Annotated in this window: 22 protein-coding genes and 1 tRNA gene; 11 read left to right on the top strand and 12 right to left on the bottom strand. The window is 66.5% G+C overall.

What is annotated here, in order from left to right:
• Positions 1–114: 114 nt before the first annotated feature.
• The 9 genes from GSQ76_RS06975 to GSQ76_RS06935 form a co-directional block, all read right to left on the bottom strand.
• Positions 115–984: a branched-chain amino acid ABC transporter permease gene (locus tag GSQ76_RS06975; RefSeq protein WP_158743188.1), complete on the bottom strand. Its 870-nt coding sequence runs from the start codon at positions 982–984 to the stop codon at positions 115–117.
• A 6-nt stretch (positions 985–990) separates the two neighbouring features.
• Positions 991–2,115, bottom strand: a complete 1,125-nt coding sequence (locus GSQ76_RS06970; protein ID WP_158743187.1) for an ABC transporter substrate-binding protein — start codon at positions 2,113–2,115, stop codon at positions 991–993.
• Positions 2,116–2,242: 127 nt separating this feature from the next.
• The gene (locus tag GSQ76_RS06965) at positions 2,243–3,430 is read right to left on the bottom strand and encodes a DUF1501 domain-containing protein (protein ID WP_158743186.1); all 1,188 of its coding nucleotides are present in this window, start codon (positions 3,428–3,430) and stop codon (positions 2,243–2,245) included.
• On the bottom strand, positions 3,427–4,719 hold the full coding sequence (locus tag GSQ76_RS06960) for a DUF1800 family protein (RefSeq protein ID WP_158743185.1): 1,293 nt from the start codon (positions 4,717–4,719) through the stop codon (positions 3,427–3,429). Before GSQ76_RS06960 ends, GSQ76_RS06965 begins: the two co-directional genes overlap by 4 nt.
• An 86-nt stretch (positions 4,720–4,805) precedes the next feature.
• Positions 4,806–5,579, bottom strand: a complete 774-nt coding sequence (locus GSQ76_RS06955) for an amino acid ABC transporter ATP-binding protein (RefSeq protein WP_272482678.1) — start codon at positions 5,577–5,579, stop codon at positions 4,806–4,808.
• Positions 5,576–6,427, bottom strand: a complete 852-nt coding sequence (locus GSQ76_RS06950) for an amino acid ABC transporter permease (protein WP_158743183.1) — start codon at positions 6,425–6,427, stop codon at positions 5,576–5,578. Before GSQ76_RS06950 ends, GSQ76_RS06955 begins: the two co-directional genes overlap by 4 nt.
• A complete protein-coding gene (locus GSQ76_RS06945; RefSeq protein ID WP_158743182.1) occupies positions 6,427–7,305 on the bottom strand; it encodes an ABC transporter substrate-binding protein in 879 nt (292 codons plus the stop codon). Before GSQ76_RS06945 ends, GSQ76_RS06950 begins: the two co-directional genes overlap by 1 nt.
• Before the next feature lie 23 nt (positions 7,306–7,328).
• Positions 7,329–8,669: an LLM class flavin-dependent oxidoreductase gene (locus tag GSQ76_RS06940; protein ID WP_254070278.1), complete on the bottom strand. Its 1,341-nt coding sequence runs from the start codon at positions 8,667–8,669 to the stop codon at positions 7,329–7,331.
• A 54-nt stretch (positions 8,670–8,723) separates the two neighbouring features.
• Positions 8,724–10,055 (bottom strand): LLM class flavin-dependent oxidoreductase, encoded by a 1,332-nt coding sequence (locus GSQ76_RS06935; RefSeq protein WP_158743181.1) that lies wholly within the window; start codon positions 10,053–10,055, stop codon positions 8,724–8,726.
• Between the two features lie 112 nt (positions 10,056–10,167).
• Here GSQ76_RS06935 and GSQ76_RS06930 point away from each other — a divergent pair.
• Positions 10,168–10,243: transfer RNA gene (locus tag GSQ76_RS06930), tRNA-Arg, on the top strand.
• A 5-nt stretch (positions 10,244–10,248) separates the two neighbouring features.
• On the opposite strand, the gene GSQ76_RS06925 is transcribed toward GSQ76_RS06930, so the two are convergent.
• Positions 10,249–10,557 carry an ETC complex I subunit gene (locus tag GSQ76_RS06925; RefSeq protein WP_158743180.1) on the bottom strand — a complete coding sequence of 103 codons (309 nt, stop codon included), beginning with the start codon at positions 10,555–10,557 and terminating at the stop codon, positions 10,249–10,251.
• Positions 10,558–10,654: 97 nt separating this feature from the next.
• Complete coding sequence (locus tag GSQ76_RS06920; RefSeq protein WP_158743179.1) at positions 10,655–10,918, bottom strand: toxin-antitoxin system HicB family antitoxin; 264 nt, start codon at positions 10,916–10,918, stop codon at positions 10,655–10,657.
• Positions 10,919–11,287: 369 nt separating this feature from the next.
• Between GSQ76_RS06920 and GSQ76_RS06915 the strand changes: the two genes are divergently transcribed.
• The 8 genes from GSQ76_RS06915 to rsfS all read left to right on the top strand — a co-directional run bounded on the left by GSQ76_RS06915 (position 11,288) and on the right by rsfS (position 17,238).
• Positions 11,288–11,716, top strand: coding sequence for a heme-binding protein (locus GSQ76_RS06915; protein ID WP_158743178.1), 429 nt, complete (start codon positions 11,288–11,290; stop codon positions 11,714–11,716).
• A gap of 174 nt (positions 11,717–11,890) precedes the next feature.
• Positions 11,891–12,208, top strand: a complete 318-nt coding sequence (rplU, locus tag GSQ76_RS06910) for a 50S ribosomal protein L21 (protein WP_158743177.1) — start codon at positions 11,891–11,893, stop codon at positions 12,206–12,208.
• An 18-nt stretch (positions 12,209–12,226) separates the two neighbouring features.
• Positions 12,227–12,496 (top strand): 50S ribosomal protein L27, encoded by a 270-nt coding sequence (rpmA, locus tag GSQ76_RS06905; protein ID WP_158743176.1) that lies wholly within the window; start codon positions 12,227–12,229, stop codon positions 12,494–12,496.
• Positions 12,497–12,570: 74 nt separating this feature from the next.
• A complete protein-coding gene (gene obgE, locus GSQ76_RS06900; RefSeq protein ID WP_158743175.1) occupies positions 12,571–13,575 on the top strand; it encodes a GTPase ObgE in 1,005 nt (334 codons plus the stop codon).
• A complete protein-coding gene (gene proB, locus GSQ76_RS06895) occupies positions 13,572–14,693 on the top strand; it encodes a glutamate 5-kinase (protein WP_254070277.1) in 1,122 nt (373 codons plus the stop codon). The genes obgE and proB overlap by 4 nt, the downstream gene beginning before the upstream one ends.
• A gap of 99 nt (positions 14,694–14,792) precedes the next feature.
• The gene (locus GSQ76_RS06890) at positions 14,793–16,055 is read left to right on the top strand and encodes a glutamate-5-semialdehyde dehydrogenase (protein ID WP_158743174.1); all 1,263 of its coding nucleotides are present in this window, start codon (positions 14,793–14,795) and stop codon (positions 16,053–16,055) included.
• 11 nt (positions 16,056–16,066) lie between these two features.
• Positions 16,067–16,702, top strand: coding sequence for a nicotinate-nucleotide adenylyltransferase (locus GSQ76_RS06885; protein WP_158743173.1), 636 nt, complete (start codon positions 16,067–16,069; stop codon positions 16,700–16,702).
• Positions 16,703–16,776: 74 nt separating this feature from the next.
• The gene (gene rsfS, locus GSQ76_RS06880; protein ID WP_254070281.1) at positions 16,777–17,238 is read left to right on the top strand and encodes a ribosome silencing factor; all 462 of its coding nucleotides are present in this window, start codon (positions 16,777–16,779) and stop codon (positions 17,236–17,238) included.
• A gap of 7 nt (positions 17,239–17,245) precedes the next feature.
• Here the strand turns inward: rsfS and GSQ76_RS06875 are convergent, their stop codons facing one another.
• Positions 17,246–17,770, bottom strand: a complete 525-nt coding sequence (locus GSQ76_RS06875) for a hypothetical protein (RefSeq protein WP_216850937.1) — start codon at positions 17,768–17,770, stop codon at positions 17,246–17,248.
• A 62-nt stretch (positions 17,771–17,832) separates the two neighbouring features.
• On the opposite strand from GSQ76_RS06875, the gene GSQ76_RS06870 reads away from it, so the two are divergent.
• Both GSQ76_RS06870 and gpmI read left to right on the top strand, forming a co-directional pair.
• Positions 17,833–18,291 carry a 23S rRNA (pseudouridine(1915)-N(3))-methyltransferase RlmH gene (locus tag GSQ76_RS06870; protein WP_158743171.1) on the top strand — a complete coding sequence of 153 codons (459 nt, stop codon included), beginning with the start codon at positions 17,833–17,835 and terminating at the stop codon, positions 18,289–18,291.
• A 79-nt stretch (positions 18,292–18,370) separates the two neighbouring features.
• A partial coding sequence (gene gpmI / locus GSQ76_RS06865) for a 2,3-bisphosphoglycerate-independent phosphoglycerate mutase (RefSeq protein WP_254070276.1) occupies positions 18,371–19,490 on the top strand: 1,120 nt, incomplete at its 3' end.

Genomic DNA, 19,490 nt, shown 5'->3' with positions numbered 1-19,490 from the left:
AGAACACGGCATGCGCAATGCTGAAAATTCCGGCATAGCCAACCAGCACGTTCAGGCTGACTGCCAGGATGCCGAAAATTGCCGACAACGTCGCCAGGTTCAGCAGATAGGCGGTCATCGTGCGACTGCCCGGCCCAGTAGACCGCTCGGCCGGAATAGGATGAAGCCAAACAGCAGCACGAACCCGGCCGCCTCACTCCATTGCGTGTCCAGCACCGTCACCACCAGGCTCTCCGTCACGCCCAGCAGCACCCCGGCGATCACCGCCCCGCGCAAGCTGCCGATGCCGCCCACGATGGTGGCCGCCAGACTAATCAGCATGACATGCGGCCCAACCGACGGCTGCAGCCCCGTGGTCGCCGCGCTCAATACCGCACCCGGCACCGCCAGGGCGGACCCAATGGCGAACGCCAGCGCCGATAACTGGCGTGAGGACAATCCGAACGCGCGCAGCAACTCCGGATTCTCCGACAGCGCGCGCAGCCCGATCCCCGCGCGCGACCGGCCGAGGAATACGCCGGTCAGCACCAGGATGACCGCCGTCACGCCGATCACCACCCAGAACACCGGCGCAATATACAGCCCCGGCAGCACCGGCACCGCCCGCGTCAGTGCCGAACTGTAGCTGACGAAGCTTCGGCCGAACGCCACCTCCAGAATGCTCTGCACCACCACGACCACGCCGAACGCAGCGACGAACACGGTGAAGAACGATGCCTCGTGCCGCAGGATGGGGCGGTAGACGAAGTAATCCATGAACAGGCCGAACGCCACCGCCACCACCAGCGCCGCCAGGCATGCCAGCGGCCAGGGCAGGCCCCAATCCGTGCCCTCGATGAACGCATACCCGGCGAGCGCGAACGTCGCCCCATGCGCCACGTGAAAAATCCGCGTGGCGCCGAAGATAAGGGCGAATCCCGCCGCTGTCAGTGCATAGATCAGGCCCGTTTGAATACCCGACGCCAGCAACTGAACCAGCAACATGCCGGGTTAGCCGATCTTCTCGAAGGATCCGCCTTTCATCCGGTTGACCTGGATCGGGAAGGAGATGTCGCAATTGTCATCGAAGCTGCCGTCGCCGCCCGCCAGCGGAAATTTACGGACGCGTAGCAATTCCGCCCGCAACGCTTCGCCATCGACCGGCTTGCCCGCCTTCTCCAGCGACTGCACCAGCAACCCGAACAGCCACACCGCATTGTAGTAGTTCTGGTGATAGGTGCTCGGGTCGCCGTTATATTTAGCCCGCCAGTCCTTCACGAACCGCGCGGTCACCGGGTCACTGGCGCTCCAGTCGCTCACCTGCGCGGTAAACACCAGCCCCTCCGCCTCCGCCAAACCACGCACCGAGGGAATGGTCGCCGCGGAATAGGTCATCATCTGCTGCGACAACCCGTTGTCGCGCAGTTGCTTGATGATCTGCGATTGCTGTGCGCCGTAGCTGGCGAAGTAGATCACGTCCGCATTGGCATCGCGGATCTTGGCTGCGATCGGGCCGAATTGCTGGGCGGTTGGCGCGATGCTGTAGCTACCGGCCAGCGTGGCGCCGATGGTGGGCAGCACCGTGTTCATTTGCTTCAGCACCGCGTTGCCCAACGGGTCATCCACGTAGACCAGCGCCACCCGCTTGAAGCTCTGGCCCTTCATCCAGGGCAGCAGCGCCGCGATTTCCTTATCGATCAGCGGGATGACGTTCCAGAACAGCGGCGCCAGCCCCGACAGATCCGGCCCAACCCCGCCGCCATTCACCATGACGACCTTGTTGCGCTGCCCGATGGGCGCCGCGGCCTTCGACACGCCGGTGAACCCAACCAGCGTGTATATCGCATGGTCCACATTCGCCAGCTTCGTCATGCCGGTGGCGCCACCCTGCGGCGTGCTCTGGCTATCCTCGGCCCGCAATTCCACCGGCTTGCCGAGCGTCTTGTCTTCCGCGATATGCGTCAGCGCCATCTGCGCCCCGGCGGTGAAGATCGTGCCGTATTCGGCATTCGGCCCCGCCATCGGAAACAACGTGCCGATGATGTAACTGCCCTCGGCACGCGCCGGGCGGCCGAACGTGGTTTCGGCGGCGACGAACGCGGCGGAGGCAGCGAGCAAGGTGCGGCGTTGAATCATAATCGGATCGGTCCCCTGGTCCGGCGCATCTCAACCGCGCGCCGTGATTTCGTTGGAACCGAGCCGACCACCTGGGACACGAGAAATCAACCCCGCCCCAATCCGTGGCCGCCGCGTTGCGGAAGGTCTAGGCCCGCAGCAACCGCGGCATCGGGGCCACCCGGTCGCTACCCGGAAACACTTTCAGCATCGCAGCCCCATCCAGGCCGAGATGCGCCGACAACAGGCCCTTGGCCACAGATCGCAGATCGGCCGTCGGCTGCAGATCGCGATCCTCGAACAGATTATGCTGCGCCAGGCCGGGCCAATTCGCTTGCACCCGCCCACCGGCGATTGAGCCGCCAGCGATGAAGGCCGCCGTGCCGGTGCCGTGGTCGGTGCCCAATGTGCCATCCGCCCGTACCGTGCGACCGAACTCGGTGATCACCACCACCACGGTCTGCTTCCACGCATCCCCCAGCCCCGCCTTCAGCGCAACCAGCCCGCTATCCAGCTCTGCCAATGCGGAGGCAATGCGCGCCGGTTGGCCGGTATGGGTGTCCCACCCCTCCAGCTCCAACGCCGCCAACCGAGGACCATCCGGCGCCCGCATCAGCTTGGCTGCGGCGGCACACAGCGACCCGAACGCTTCGTGGTCGTGGTCGCCGCCCGCCAGCACCTTGTCGGAAAAGCCGCGTTGGCGCATCGCGTCCTTCAACGCCGGGCCAGTAATCGGGTCAGCCTGGTTCAGCGCCACGATGCGGGTGTAGAGATCGGCATCCAGCGGGTCGAAACTGGGCGGCGCCCAGGTCGCCACGTTCGTCGCACCGCGCAGCAGCAATGGCACCGTCACATCCACGGCAATGGCCGAGGTATGCGCAGTGGCGGGGGCTTGCTGCAGCAGGGCCAGGGCGCGGTTCAGCCAGCCGCTGTCCATTCGCTCCTCGGCGCCGCTCTCCATGTAGTCCTGCGCCTCGAAATGGCTGCGGCTGCGGTAACTGCCGGCCACGGCATGCACGGGCAGCAATTCGCCCGCCTTGTAGATCTGGTGCATCCCACTCAGCGACGGATGCAGCCCGTAGAAGCCGCCCAGATCCAGCATCCCGCCCGGCTTACCCACCGGCGGCGGCAGCAATTCCGGCCGCCATTGCGTTAGATAACGGTCGCCATACGGCACCACGGCGGACAGGCCATCCATCGCCCCGCGCAGGATGATGACGGCAAACCGCTTGTCGGTTGGCGCCGCGGCAAGGGCCAGGGAGGCGCGACCCATCACCAGCGCACTGGACAGGCCCAGCAACGCAGAGCGGCGCGACAGCGTCGGCAAATGCATCATCGCCGCATGAACTCCGGGGACGCCATTAACATCGTCATCGCCCCTCGGCGTGATCCGGCGAACTTGATCGCCTGCAGCGTCTCCGCGCGGAGGAATGGGCCGAGGCAGGCATCCGCCACCTCCGCCGGGTCCGGGTCGGGGTGGCGGCCGGCGATCTTGTTCGCCAATTCCGCCCGGCGCAGCAGCGCCTCTGGCCCGGCCCAGCTTTCCGCCCGGTCAGCCCAGCCATTCGGCAGCGGCGGGGTCCAGAGTGGCTGGCCCAGCCCGTCCATCAACTCCGCCGCCAGCGTCGTGGTGACCGGTTCGGCCTCCACCGCACGGGCGCAGGCGATGACGTATTCCTGCGGCGTGCGCAGCTTGGTCAACCGCGTCCAGCAATCCGGCAGATCCACCAACGCGACGGACGCCGCAGCCAAATCGCCGTGGGTGTCGCGCAGCACGCCGGCAATCGTCGCCACCGCGCCCGCCGGCGGGTCGTCGGCCACGAAATGCCGCACCAGCTTGGTTGCCAGGAATTGGTGACAGGCGGGTTGGTCGGCGAAATACGTCAGCGCCTCGACACCGCCCTCCTCACCTTCCGGAAACACCTTGCCCATGACCGTCTTGTGCCCGGGCTCGTGCAGCGCCGGGCTGAAGACGAAGCCCGGGTGCTGATCGCCGAAATTCACCGTCCAACCGGTCAGAATACGCGCCATACTGGTCACATCGGCCTGGGTGTAGCCCGACGCGGGGCTCAGCACGTGCAGTTCCAGACACTCGCGGGCCAGGTTTTCGTTCAGCCCCTTACCGCTTTGCAGCCCCACCGGGCTGTTCGGGCCGATGGAGCCCCAGTTGTCCAGATACATCAGCATGGCCGGGTGCTGCATCACCGCAAGCACCATGTCGCTGAACTTGCCGGTCACGTGCGGGCGAATAGCCTCCCGAATGAACGCGCCGGTGACGGGCAGGCATTCCAGCCGGTTGAGGCTGACGGCGAAATGGTTGGTCCAGAACCAGACCAGCCGCTCGCGGAACGGTGCCGAACTCATCAATGCATTATTGCATTGCTGGATCTTCTCCTGCGCCAGGATGCTGTTCACCCGCGATGGCTGGCCCGGCGGCAAGGGCTGCTGCGAGTCCAGGCGCCAAGCGGTCAGGCATTCGGTCGTGCTCAGCGCACCGGGGAATTCCGAGGGGTCGGGGCGGGTGATCTGCCCCTTCAGCCAGGCTGCGGGATCGGCCGGCAGCGGCTCGTTGCCGCGGCGCCCTAGGCCGAACCGTATCAGCGCCTGCGCTTGTAGCGCGTCCATCTATCCGCCTGTCCCTGTCATCATCTTGCCGCACAAATGGTGTCGCGCAGCAGGATTTCGAGCCGAGACTACCGCATTGTAACGCGTTACAGAACCCGCGAGAGGAAATCCTGGGTCCGCCGCTGCTGCGGGGCAGCCAGAACCTGGCGCGGCGCGCCCCGCTCCACCACCATGCCGGCGTCCATAAAGGTCAGCTCGTCCCCGACCTCCCGCGCGAAAGCCAGCTCGTGCGTCACCACCACCATCGTCATGCCGGAGCGCGCGAGGTCCTTCATCACCGCCAGCACCTCACCCACCAATTCCGGGTCCAGGGCGGAGGTCGGTTCGTCAAACAGCATCAATTGGGGGTCCATCGCCAACGCCCGGGCGATCGCTACGCGTTGCTGCTCCCCGCCTGAGAGCTGGGCGGGAAACATGGCGTGCTTGGCGGCCAGGCCCACCCGTTCCAGCAGCTCCACGCCTCGGGCACGGGCATCGGCTTGGCGGACGCGCTTCACCTGGATCGGTGCCTCCATGATGTTGGCGAGGGCCGTCATGTGCGGGAACAGGTTGAACTGCTGGAACACCATGCCGACGCGCTGCCGCATGCGGGAAATCTGCCGCTCTGGCAGTTCGTACATCAGGCCGTTCTTCTCCCGGTAGCCGACCAACTCCCCCGCGACCCAGATCTGCCCGGCGTCGATGCGCTCCAGATGGTTAATGCAGGACAGCAGCGTGCTCTTGCCCGATCCGGACGGCCCGATGATGCACATCACGCTGCCCGCCGCCACGTCCAGATCGATCCCGCGCAACACCTCTCGCCCGGCGTAACTCTTCGATAGGCCGCGGATCTTGACCATCTCGGTTCCCGGGCTGGTCATCGCGCGCGATACCGGCGTTCCAGGAAATGCTGCCCGACCGACAACACCGACACGATGATGAGGTACCAGAGCGACGCCACGATCAGCAGCGGTATCGTCTCGTAGGTGCGCGCGTAGATCAGCTGCGCGGTGTACAGCAGTTCCGCCAGGGCGATCACGCTCACCAGCGAGGTGCTTTTCACCATCGAGATCACTTCGTTGCCGACCGGCGGGATGATCACCCGCATCGCCTGCGGAAACACGATACGGCGGAAAATCGTCAGCGGCTGCATACCCAGCGCCATCGCCGCCCGCGCCTGCCCCTTCGGAACCGAGGCGATCCCGCCGCGGATCACCTCTGCCGTGTAGGCTGCCTGCGCCAGACCCAGCCCGGCCAGGGCGGCGAACATGGGCGTGATCAGCGAGTTGGTGCTGGCGCTGAACAGCGTCGGGCCGAACGGCAGCTTCAGCGCAATCACTGGATATAGCGCGCCGAAATTGTACCAGAAGATCAGTTGCACCAGCGCCGGCACGCTGCGGAAGAACCAGATATAGGCCCAACTGACGGTCGACAGCAGCTTGTTGGGTGACAGCCGCATCATCGCCAGCAGGGTGCCTAGCACCAGGCCGATCGCCATCGCGATCAGCGTCAGTTCCAGTGTGCGGCCCAGGCCCACCAGGATTTGCGGGTCCAGCATGTATTCCGCGACCACCGGCCACTGGAATGCCGGGTTGGTGGCAACGCTGGCCAGCACTGCCAACGCCACCAGGGCCACCACGGCACTCGCCACCCAGATCCAGGGATGGCGCAACGGCACGACGCGGTGCGCCGCATGGTCAACCCCGGCGGATAGCGCCGCGTGGGGCATTACTTCGGCGTGCCGGTCGGGTTCAGCGGCGCCGTCTTGATGGCGTTGTCCGACAGGCCCCATTTGGCGACGATTTTGCCGTAGGTGCCATTGTCGATCAGCGTCTGGATCGCCGCCTGCAAGGGAACCGCCAGGTCCGAGCCCTTCGTCAACGCCGGGCCGATATAGCTGGGGTCGGTATAGGCCCCAACGACCTTGGTCCGCCCCTTGGACTGCGCCACGAAGTAGCTGATCGCGGTGGACCCGAGCCAGACCATGTCTGCCCGGCGGCTCATCACCGCCTCGGCCGCGCCGTTGCCGTCGTTGAAGGCAAGCGCATTGATCGGCTTCCTGCCGGCGGCCTCGCATTTCGGGTTCTGCTCGCCCGCGAACACCATCTCACGCGAGCCGCGGGTGGTGCCGACCGTCAGGCCGCACAGATCTTCCAGACCGTTGATCTTAATCGTGGAATCCGACAGGGCGGCGAACAGCTCGTTGCCCGTCAGCGTGCCGATCATGTCGACCACCTTCTCCCGCGCGTCGGACAGGCCCATCTGGCCCGTCGCGCCGTCGAACCGCTTGGCCTGCAGCCCCGGGATCAACGTGTCGAAGGTGGTCGGGCGGATGTCCAGGTCCAGCCCCAGCAACTGGGTGGCACCACGCATGATGTCGATTTCCCAGCCGGCCACTTCGCCCTGCGCGTTCCGGAAATCGTCGGGCGGAGAGCCGAGCGCCACCGCGAGGGTGAATGTCTTCGCCCCAGCCGGCAGCTTCTTCACCAAATCCGGGTTCGGCGTCTGCGTCGGGATTACATCGGTCTGCGCCCAGGCTGGCACCGAGGCGAGCAATCCCGCCGCTACGATCGACCACCTCGACGCACGGCGGACACCCTGTATCATCTGTATTCCCTGGTAAGAGGTCGTTACGCCCGGCGACGGTGGCTGTTGAACGCCGGGCGCTTCAAACCCAGGCTGCTCCGCAACGTCCCATCGCCTTCGTATTCCGTGTGGAACAGTCCACGCCGCTGCAATTCCGGGACCAGCCACTCGAACGCCTCGATCGCCGGGTCCGGCAGGAAGGCAGGCATCAGGTTGAACCCGTCGCAACCGCGGGAGGTGAACCAATCTTCCATCAGATCGGCTACATCCGCAGGGGTACCGACGACGGTGTTGTGGCCCGAGGCTCCGGCCCGGTTCTGATACAGCTTGCGAATGGTCATCCCCGGCTCCAGCGCCAGACGCGCCAGCTTCTCGTGCCCGCTTTTGACCGCGTTGTGCGACTGCAGCGGCGGCGGCAGCGGACCGTCCGGGTCCAACTGGGTCAAATCGCCGAACGTCTCGACCAGCATCGGCAGGCCCAGTTCGGGCGGCACCCGGCTCTGCAAGTCCTCGTAGCGATCCTGCGCTTCCTGCCGGGTGCGGCCCATGATCGGCAGGATGCCAGGCATCACCAGCATTGAGTCCGGATCACGCCCCGCGCTCTCCCCGTGTGCCTTCACGCTGGCGTAGAAGGCGACGGCGTCCTCTTTGCTCTGCTGCGCGGTGTAGATCAGGTCGGCGATGCGGGCGCCAAGCTCCTGCCCGGGGCCGGATGACCCGGCCTGTGCGATCACCGGGTAGCCCTGGATGGGGCGGCCGGTGTTCAGCGGGCCTTTCACGGTGAAGCTCTCGCCCTTGTGGTTCAGCGTGTGCAGCTTTGCCGGGTCGAAATACTGGCCGCCCACCTGGTCGCGGATGAAGGCGTCGTCTTCCCAGCTATCCCAAAGGCCAAACACTACGTCGACGAACTCTTCCGCCCGGCGATAGCGCAACCCGTGCTCCATATGCGCGTCGCGGCCGAAATTGAACGCCTCCTGCTCGCTCCACGAGGTGACGACGTTCCAGCCGACCCGGCCCTCGCTGATGTAGTCCAGCGAGGCGAATTTGCGGGCGACGTGATACGGATCGTTATAAGTGGTGGACGCGCTGGCGATATATCCCATCCGCTCCGTCACCGCGGACAGGGCGCCGATCACGGTCAGCGGCTCCCACACATCGATGCGCGCGTTGTAGCTCAGTTCGGTATCGTCGCGGGCGGAGTGGCGGACGGCGATGCCGTCGGCCCAGAACATGAAGTGGATGCACGCCCGCTCCGCCGCCTGGGCCATGCGCTTCCAGACGCGAATGTCCATGGCGGCGTTGGTCAGCGCGCCGGGCATTCGCCACCCGGCAGCATGCGCGCCATTGGCGACGATATTCAGGCCCAGCTTCATCTGCCGCTGCAAAACTTACTGCTCCTTAATGTTGCACCGCACCATCCACGAAGCCGGCAGGGGTCGTCAAACTGACTTTTTCACCCAACGACTGACATGGGGCGGCAAACCTAGATTTTCTCGCAGCGTCGCGCCCGTGTATTCGGTACGGAACAGTCCACGACGATGCAGCTCCGGCAGCACTAACTCCACGAAATCGTCGATGCCGCCGGGCAGATGCGTGGGCGTTATGTTGAACCCGTCGGCCGCGCCGGCATTCATCCACTCTTCCATGATGTCGACGATCTGCGCCGGGGTGCCGATGGCGCGGAAACCCTCACCGACGGCGTATTCGGCATACATCTGCCGGATGGTCCAACCTTCCTGCTTCGAACGCTCCCACCAGCCATAGGCCAGGCTGCGCATCTTGGCGTTCACCGGCTCCGGCACCGGGCCATCGAAATCATAGGCGGACAGGTCGCCCATCAACCCGTAGATCCGGGCATAGCCGGCCAGCGGGTCGATCAGCGCCTGCAATTGGTCCAGCTTGGCCCGCGCCTCCGTCGCCGTCCGGCCGACGATGGGCACCAGAGCGGGCATGATCTTCAGCAGATCCGGGTCGCGGTGGTATTTCGGCATTCGCGCCTTCACCGACGCATAATACTCTTGCGCCTGCTCCAGCCCGTTGATCGAGGCATAGACCACGTCGGCGTCCGCCGCCGCGATTTCCTGCCCCGCCGGGTTGGCCCCGGCCTGCACCAGCAACGGCCGGCCCTGCGGCGACGGCCGGGCACTCAGCGGGCCGCGGACGGCGAAATGCTGGCCCTTGTGGTGCAGCGTATGCAGCTTGGCCGGGTCGTAGAACTGGCCGGTTGCCTTGTCGTGCACGAAGGCATCCGGCTCCCAGCTATCCCACAGCCCGGTGACGACATCGACGAACTCGCGTGCGCGTTCGTAGCGGGTCTCGTAATCCAGGTGCTTCTCGCGGCTGAAGTTCCAGGCCTCCTGCTCGGACCAGGACGTCACCACGTTCCACCCGGCCCGGCCGCCGCTGATATTGTCCAGCGAGGCGAATTTGCGGGCGATATGATACGGCTCGTTATAGGTGGTCGAAGCGGTGCTCACGAGGCCGATATGCTTGGTCATGGGCGCCAGCGCCGACAGCAGGGTTAGCGGCTCCAACTCCACGTTGCGGTTGGAATGGCTCAGCGAGCCCGGCGGCGTATCGTTCGCCCGAACACCTAGCCCATCGGCAAAGAACACCATGTCGAACTTCGCCCGCTCCGCCTGCTGGGCGCAGTACAGGAAGTGACTGAACTCGGACGACCCGTTCGCCGGCACATCCGGATGGCGCCAGGCGGCGTCGTGATAGCCCAGATACCGCATGGACAGGCCGAGCTTCATCTGGCGCTTGGTCAACGATGGGGTCTCCTGTCATGCCGATCCGTCGGCCCATTCCCTATGGGACGGGGCGGCAGAGCGCAAACGCCAGAGGGTTGGCATGCGTCGATTCTGTGCTAATTCGCCCGCAGGCTCCATAGCTCAGCGGATAGAGCGATCGCCTTCTAAGCGATGGGTCCCTGGTTCGAGTCCAGGTGGGGCCGCCAAGCCGTCAATGGGTCCAGTTTTCCGTTCGGCCGAAGCGGAAATTGTCGGCGTAGACCTTCGGCTTCTGCTTGACGATCGCGGGCGGAATTTCCACGTCATAGGCGATCGCGTTGGCCTCGGCATAGGCGATGGCCTGCTCACGCGTCTCGAACTTCAGCTTCACCTGGCCCCGCGTGTCCCCCCGGCCCCACCAGCCCATCAGCGGATCGTTCACTTCGGGCAGGGTGGCGTTGAATTCCAGCATCCAGGTTTCCGTGCCGGCGGTGCCGGACTGCATGGCGGTCTTGGGACGCTGAAAGATCCGCGCGCGCATCATACTCTCCTAGGGTGCCGACGAGGCGGCTGTAGCCCGGTATTGTTCACCGGGCGGTTTACGGCCCCGGCCCGCCAGGGTCAACGCAAGGCGCCGTTCAGGCCTGCCAGCCGTCTGGCAGTTCGTCACCGGGAATGGCTACCGGTGCCCCTGCCTTCGCCAAAACCCGCCCAAGGTCGCCCTCCGCCGCCCGCATCGCCCGGTCCACCAAATAGCCGCGCGCCTTCAGCGTCGCGACCTTCTCCGCCGCAGCCTGCACCAGGAACTGGTTGACCGACATGGCATCCTGTAACGCCAGTGTCTTCACATCCTCCATCAAGGAGGGGGGAATCCGAAGGGCGAAGTTGCTGATGGTCGCCATGATAGCCTTCTTACAATGTCACCCGGCCGGCAGACCGGGATGTCGAGACTAGCAGCCCCGCCAGGGTCGGCCGGCCGGTAGTCCCGAAGGTTGAACGACACGAGCGCGTCCGCCTGGCCGTTGATCGCGGCTTCTGCGAACGACTCGCTTCAAGACTGCCTCATCCTCAAAGACGATGGCGACGCTCGCCAGCGGCAGGATCACCTTCGCCTCGATCGCCAGCAGCAGGATACGAGACGCGCCGATCGTGCTACGCAGCCCGCTGAAAAGCACGTCGCAATCCAGAACGAGCCTCATATCGCAGATGATATCACTTTGCGTGAAGGGCACAACGCTGGTTTACGGCCCGAATCACCCAGGAGCCTGCCCATGAAGATGACCCTCGAAATCGCCTCTGCCATCGTCGACGCCGCGCTGAAGGCCGGGCGGGAGCATAAGTTCATGCCGCTGACCGTCGCGGTGCTGGATGCCGGCGGCCATCTGGTGGCGTTCAAACGGGAAGACAAATCCGGCATCATGCGGTTCGACATTGCGTTCGGCAAAGCCTGGGGCGCGTTGGGCATGGGCTTCGGCTCGCGCGAGTTGTTCAACCGCACCAACGCCAACCCAACCTTCATGGCAGCCCTGTCCACCGTCAGCGGTGGCCGGTTGGTGCCGGTGCCTAGCGGCGTGCTGATCCTGGGCGAGGGCGACGTGATTGGCGCAGTCGGCATCTCCGGCGATAATTCCGACAATGACGAGATCTGCGCCCTGGCCGGCGTCGCCGCGGTTGGATTGGAAGCCAAACCCGGCCTGTAACCCCAAACCTGGCCTGTAACCCCAACCTGGCCTGTAACCTCAACCTGGCCTGTAACCGTTGACTCTGCCGGCGCGGGCGCTATAAGGCCTGCCTCCGGCGTCAGGGAAACCTGCTGCCCGGTTGCTAATGGCGGTGTGCCATCGGTGGCCGAGTGTTCCATAGGATTTCGATCGATGTTCGCAGTCATCCGCACCGGCGGAAAGCAGTACCGTGTTACCCCTGAGCTGGTGCTGAAGGTCGAGAAGCTGGATGCCGAGCCCGGCTCGACCATCACGTTCACCGACGTTCTGGCCGTTGGCGGCGGCGAGGGTGGCATGACGATCGGCTCCCCCGTGGTGCCCGGTGCGTCCGTAACCGCCACCGTCGTGGCGCAGGACCGTCTGGCCAAGATCATCATCTTCAAGAAGCGCCGCCGGCAGAACAGCCGCCGCAAGAACGGCCATCGCCAGCACGTCACCGTGCTGCGCATTGCCGACATCATCGCGGCCTGAGCGGTAGGAGACTGAAACATGGCACATAAGAAGGCAGGTGGTTCGTCCCGCAACGGGCGCGATACCGCAGGTCGACGCCTCGGCGTGAAGAAGTTCGGCGGCGAGGCTGTGATCGCCGGCAACATCATCATCCGCCAGCGTGGCACCAAGGTGAAGCCGGGATTGAATGTCGGCCTCGGCAAGGACCACACCATTTTCGCACTCATCGATGGGAGCGTGAAGTTCGCGACCCGCGGCGAGGGCCGAGTGCACGTCTCCGTTGAAGCATTGCCGGTCGCGGCCGAATAATTCGCCGCCGCCCAATGCTACGCGTGCACGGGGGTCGGCGATGAGCCGGCCCTCGTTTCGTTTGGACCCACCCCATGAAGTTCCTCGACCAGGCCAAAATCTATATCCGCTCCGGTGATGGCGGCGACGGCGTGATTGCATTCCGCCGCGAGCGTTTCATCGAGTTCGGCGGTCCGGATGGCGGCACTGGCGGCAAGGGCGGGGACGTGCTGTTCGAAGCCGTCCAGAACCTCAACACCCTCATCGACTTCCGCTACACCCAGCACTTCCGCGCCCGAAAGGGCGGCAACGGATCCGGGTCGGACCGCACCGGCGCCGGGTCGGATGACGTGCTGATCCGCGTGCCCGTCGGCACCCAGATCATGGACGAGACGAACGAGATCGTCCTCGCCGACCTGGACGAGCCCGGCAAGCGCATCGTGCTGTGCAAGGGCGGCGATGGCGGCCACGGCAACGCCCACTTCAAATCCAGCACCAACCGCGCGCCCCGCCGCGCCGACAAGGGCTGGCCCGGTGAGGAACGCTGGATCTGGCTGCGGCTGAAGCTGATCGCCGATGTGGGCCTGATTGGCCTTCCCAACGCCGGCAAATCCACCTTCCTCTCGGTCGTATCCGCCGCCCGGCCGAAGATCGCCGACTACCCGTTCACCACCCTGCACCCGCAACTCGGCGTCGTGCGCCTGTCGCATTCGGAAGAGTTGGTGATCGCCGACATCCCCGGGCTGATCGAGGGCGCGCATGAAGGCGCCGGGCTCGGCACCCGCTTCCTCGGCCATGTCGAGCGTTGCGCCGTGCTGCTGCATCTGGTCGATGGCGCCGCGGGCAACGTGGTCGACGCCTGGCGCACCGTGCGAGAGGAACTGACTGAATATGGCGGTGGCCTGGCTGACAAGCCTGAGCTGATCGTGCTGAACAAATGCGATGCGATGAGCCCGAGGGAGGCGACGTCCCGCCGCGCCGCCCTTGCCCGCGCCTCCGGCCAGCCGGTGATGCTGATGTCCGGCGTCACTGGCCAGGGCGTGCAGGAACAGCTTCGCCGCTTGATGGACACCGTCCAATCGGAACGGGCGACGGCGTGATAACGCCAGACCTCGCCACCGCGAAATTGCTGGTCGTCAAGATCGGCAGCGCGTTGGTGGTGGATGGCGCCGCGCCCCGCACCGCTTGGCTGGCCGGCGTAGCCGCCGACGTCGCCGCCGCCCGGGCGCGTGGGACAGCCGTCATTCTGGTCTCCTCCGGCGCCATCGCGCTGGCCCGGCCGACCCTGGGCTTCACCCAGCCCCGCCTGAGGCTGGAAGAAAAGCAGGCCGCCGCCGCCGTCGGCCAGATCCAACTGGCCCAGGCCTGGGCGGGCGCGCTTTCCGGACAGGGGCTCACCGCCGCGCAGATGCTACTGACGCTGGAAGATACCGAGGACCGGCGCCGCTACCTCAACGCCCGCGCCACGCTCACCACCCTGCTGAGCCTGAACTGCGTGCCCGTCATCAACGAGAATGACAGTATCGCAACGGCTGAAATCCGCTTCGGCGATAATGACCGCCTGGCTGCGCGCGTGGCGGAGATGGTCAGCGCCGACCGGCTGCTGCTGCTGTCTGATATCGACGGGCTTTACACAGCCGACCCCCGCAGCAACCCGGCGGCCCAGCACCTCCCCGTCGTCGCGCAGCTGACGCCGGAGATCGAGGCAATGGGCGGCGATCCCCCGCCCGGCTACTCGTCCGGCGGGATGCGGACGAAGTTGGTGGCGGCGCGCATCGCCACGCAGGCGGGCTGCGCCATGGCGATCGCGCTGGGCAGCGTGGCGAACCCGATCCAGGCGGTAGCCGATGGCGCGCGCTGCACCTGGTTCCTGCCGGCACCCGAAGGTCGCTCCGCCCGCAAGCGCTGGATCGCCGGTAGCCTGGCGCCGCTCGGCACCCTCACCGTCGACCCGGGCGCGGCGCGGGCTTTGTCCGCTGGCCGTTCCCTGCTGCCAGCGGGCGTGCGCGCCGTGGCGGGCGGCTTTGATCGTGGCGACCCGATCGAGGTCCGAGACACCGACGGCATCGAACTGGCGCGCGGCCTGTCCGCCTACTCCGCCGACGATATGCGCCGCATCGCCGGGCATCGGTCGGAGGAGATCGAAACCCTGCTCGGCTGGCGCGGCCGGGACGAGGCGATCCATCGGGACGATCTGGTTCTGCTGGCCACGGCCTAGCTATGTCCGCCGGGCGGGGCTGCGTGGCTTGCATTCCAGGATCGTCCGACCTCACCTAAGCTGCGGCCCATTAACTGCCTTTCACAATCCGGATCCACCATGACCGCCGATACCGACCGCGCCTCCCAATGGTTGCACTCCGCCGGTGCCACTGCCCGCGCGGCCTCTGCCACCATGGCGCGCTCGCCAGCCGGTGCCCGGAATGCGGCATTGCTGGCCGCGGCCGCGGCGTTGCGGGCGAATGCCACGGCCATACTCGGCGCCAACGAACAGGATCTGATCGCGAGCAAAGCCACCGCCGCGTTCCGCGACCGTCTGACGCTGACGCCCGACCGGGTTGAGGCGATGGCGGTTGGGCTGGAGGAGATCGCCGCCCTGCCCGACCCGTTAGCCCGTACTCTGGCCGAATGGAGCCGCCCAAACGGTCTGCAGTTCCGTCGCATTGCCACTCCGATCGGCGTCATCGGCATGATCTACGAAAGCCGCCCGAATGTCGGCGCCGACGCCGCCGGGCTGTGCCTGAAATCCGGCAACGCGGTGCTGCTGCGCGGCGGGTCCGAAAGCCTGCACAGTGCACGCGCCATCCACGCCGCGATGACCGCCGGGCTGGCGGCTGCCGGCCTGCCGGAAGCTGCCGTGCAGATCGCGCCCGAGGCCGATCGCGCCTACGTCGCCGCCATGCTCGCCGGCTCCGGCCTGGTCGATCTCATCATCCCCCGTGGCGGCAAATCCCTGGTGGAGCGTGTGCAGCGGGAGGCTCGCATTCCCGTGCTGGCACATGCCGAGGGCCTCAACCACCTCTTCGTCCACGCCGCCGCCGATGCATCGATGGCGTGCTCCCTGCTGGTGAACAGCAAGCTGCGCCGACCCGGCGTCTGCGGCGCCACCGAAACCCTTCTGGTCGACTCGGCCGCCCCACCCAGCCTGCTGCCGCAGCTCATCCAAGCCGTCACTGCCTTCGGCTGCGCCATCCGCGCCGATGCCCGCACCCGCGCCATCCTCCCCGAGCTGCCTGCCGCCGACCCCAGCGATTTCGACACCGAATGGCAGGACGCGATCCTGAACGTCGCGATGGTGGACGGCATCGACGGCGCACTGAGCCACATCGCCCGCCACGGCAGCGAGCACACCGACGCCATCGTCACCGCCGACGCGGCAGTCGCCGAGACATTCCTGGCCGGCGTTTCGTCCGCCGTCGCGCTATGGAACGCCTCCACCCAATTCTGCGACGGCGGGGAGTTCGGCTTCGGCGCGGAAATCGGCATCGCCACCGGGCGCATGCACGCCCGCGGCCCGATCGGGTTGGAACAATTGACCTCGTTTCGCTACGTCGTCACCGGCACGGGGCAGGTCCGGCCCTGATCCACCGCACCGTGGTCGACCCGGTTCCCCGCTTCGGCCATCGGCAGCGACTGCGCGTTGGCCTGCTCGGTGGCTCGTTCAACCCCGCCCATGCCGGGCACCGCCACGTCGCCGAACTGGCATTGCGACGCCTGCAGCTGGACCAGGTGTGGCTGCTGGTATCGCCAGGCAATCCGCTGAAACGCGCCGCCGGCATGGCGAGTCTGGCCGAGCGCCTCGCTTCCGCCGCCGGAATCGCCGATGGCCGCCGCATCCTGGCCACCGCGATCGAGAGCCAGTTGGGTACTCGCTACACCGCCGACACGCTGGCCGCCCTGCGGCTGCGGTTCCCCCGGATCCATTTCGTGTGGCTCATGGGGGCCGATATCCTGTGCGAATTACCGCGCTGGCGCCGCTGGGTGGGGGTTACGCACACGATACCGTTCGCAGTGCTGCCCCGCCCTGGCTATAACCACCGCGCGCTGGCTGGCCAGGCCGCACGACGGTTGCGGCCAGCCTGGCACCCGGCACGGGAAGCACCGATGCTGGCCGAAACCACCGCGCCGGCATGGACCTTCCTGCCAGCGCAACAAAATGCCATATCGGCGACGGCACTGCGCGCGGCATACTCCGGCGCAGCACCACGCATTGCGGGAGCAGGAAGATAGCCAGAAAACCAACAGCCGCCGACCCCGGTACGAAGCCGCCTGCCAAGCGCAAGCTGCCGAAGCCGGCCACGACGCTGAAGGAGGCGGCGAAGGCGCCGGGCACGCCCCGCAAGAAAGCCGCCGCCGCCGGTCCGAAGCCCCGGGCCGCCCGCAAGAAAACCGAGCCATCGGTGCTGGACCGGGTCCAGGCGATCATCGTCGAGAGCTTGGAGGCCGACAAGGCCGAGAACGTGACGGTGCTGGACCTGGCCGGCCGCGCCGCCTTCACCGACCGCATGGTGATCGCGACTGGCCTCGCCGATCGTCAGATCAGCGCCATGGCCACCCATTTGCAGGAAAAACTACGCGAGGCGGGGGTCGGACGTGTGCCGGTGGAGGGCGCTGGCGGATCGGACTGGGTGCTGATCGACGCCGGCGACATCGTCGTCCACCTGTTCAAGCCCGAGGCGCGGGAACTATATGCGCTGGAAAAGATGTGGGGGTCCGACCTCGACGACCCGCGGACCGACGAGGACGAAGCCGAACCGGCCGCGTAGGCCGGCGCTACGGACCGTTATGCAATGGCGGTGCGTGGTGCACCGGCTTGCGGTGCGCGGTCGGCCGTGGGTGGCGGGGACGCAGATCCACCTGCGGCGCCGGCTGCGTATCGGCGTAGGCATGGCCCTTCCAAACCCAGCGATCGTTCTTGCCCACCAACAGGTCATGCATCCCGCCATGCTGCCCGGCCTCCACCACCACATTGCCGCTGACGGCATCCAATACCTTGGCCCACCCGGCCTTGGTCGGCAGGTAGATGGAGGTCGAGCACCCGGCCGACCCGCAGGACCTTTGCGACTGCACCTGCACGAACAGCGCCGGCCCGGTGCCGGCCGCACCCAGCGGCTGGCTGCCCAGCAGCAGCAGCGAACCGGCATCGCCATCATTCAGATCGGCCGCCGCGACCCGGCGCGCCGTTGCGTCCAGGGGAGTGCCGGGTTGGGCGGCCAGCCTCACCGGCCCGATAGGCACTGGCGATGCAGCGGCGCAAAGCAGCCAGGCAGCGCACAGCAGCAGGGGGCGACGGATCACGTGTTGGCTCCTCCTCTTTACGGCATCGCTATGTCCCGAACCTCCGCGCCGGTGCAACTGCGATGCGGCTGATCGCGGTTGGCAAGCTGCGCGCCGGGCCGGAAGCGGACCTGTTCGCACGATACAACGCACGACTGCGGCCGCCGTTGGATGTGACCGAAGTGCCCGAGGGCCGCGGTGCCCCGGCAGAGGTGAAGCGCCGCGAATCGGAGGCTCTGCTGGCTGCCCTGCCCGCCACTGCGTTTGCCGTGGCACTGGATGGCGGCGGCGCCTCCCCGGACAGCCCTGGATTGGCCGCCCTGCTGGAACGCTGGCTCGGTTCTTCGCGCCCCGTTTGTTTTCTGATCGGCGGTGCGGAGGGATTCGACGCCCCCATCATCGCCCGCGCCGACGCGACCTTGTCGCTAGGCCCGATGACCTGGCCGCACATGCTGGTGCGCCCGCTATTGGCGGAGCAATTGTTCCGCGCCCGCGCCATCGCCACCGGCCACCCGTATCACCGGGCCGGACGGCCAAGTTGATGACAACCAAGACTTTTCGTTCGTCCCGCCGTATGGGACAGAGCCGGGTAACGATCCGACCCAGCCGAGGGACCATGCCATGACCAACGCCCCGCCCCGCCCCGTCATGCTGATGATCCTGGATGGCTGGGGCTGGAGCGAGACGCGGGATGACAACGCGGTCTGCCAGGCCCGCACGCCAAATTTCGACCGCCTTTGGGAAGCAGGACCCCGCGCCTTCCTGCGCACCTCTGGCGAGGATGTCGGCCTGCCAGATGGGCAAATGGGCAACTCGGAGGTCGGACACCTGAATATCGGTGCCGGCCGGGTGGTGATGCAGGAACTGCCCCGCATCGGCCGTGCCATCGCCGATGGCTCGCTTGGCAAGACGGAGGCGGTCCGCACCCTGGTCGACACGCTGAAGCGCACCGGCGGCGCCTGCCACCTGATCGGGCTCATGTCACCCGGCGGCGTTCATGCCCACCAGGACCACGCCATCGCCCTGGCCAAGATCGTGACGGCCGAGGGCATTCCCGTCCGCCTGCACGTCTTCACCGACGGCCGCGACACACCGCCTCGCTCCGCCGCCCAATACGTGGCCACGGTTGAGGCCGGCCTGCCCGACGGCGCCACCATTGCCACCCTCAGCGGCCGGTATTTCGCCATGGACCGCGACAATCGGTGGGACCGCGTGAGCCGCGCCTTCGCAGTCATCACCAAGGCAGACGGCGCCCACTTCCCGACCGCCGCTGCCGCGATCCAGGCCGCCTATGCCGCAGATACGACCGACGAGTTCGTGCCCCCTGCTGCAATCGGCGACTACGCCGGCATGGCCGATGGCGACGGGATCCTGTCGTTCAACTTCCGCGCCGACCGGATTCGCGAATTGCTGATGGCCCTGCTGGACCCGGCCTTCACCGGCTTCGACCGATCGCCCCCGAAACTCGCTATCGCCGTCGGCATGACCCGCTACAGCGACGACCTGGCCCCGCTGATGACGACGATTTTCGCCCCTAATTCCATGGGCAATATCCTCGGCGAAACCGTCAGTGCCGCCGGCAGGCGTCAACTCCGGATGGCAGAGACGGAGAAATATCCCCACGTCACATACTTCCTGAATGGCGGGCGGGAGGACCCGTTCCCAGGCGAGGAACGCATCATGGTGCCCTCTCCGAAGGTCGCCACCTACGATCTGCAACCGGAAATGAGCGCCCCCGAAC

It is taken from the genome of Acidisphaera sp. L21, assembly GCF_009765685.1.
Classification (GTDB): Bacteria; Pseudomonadota; Alphaproteobacteria; order Acetobacterales; family Acetobacteraceae; genus LMUY01.
The sequence above is the reverse complement of the archived record's forward strand: the minus strand, read 5'-3'. Positions and strand labels throughout refer to the sequence as shown.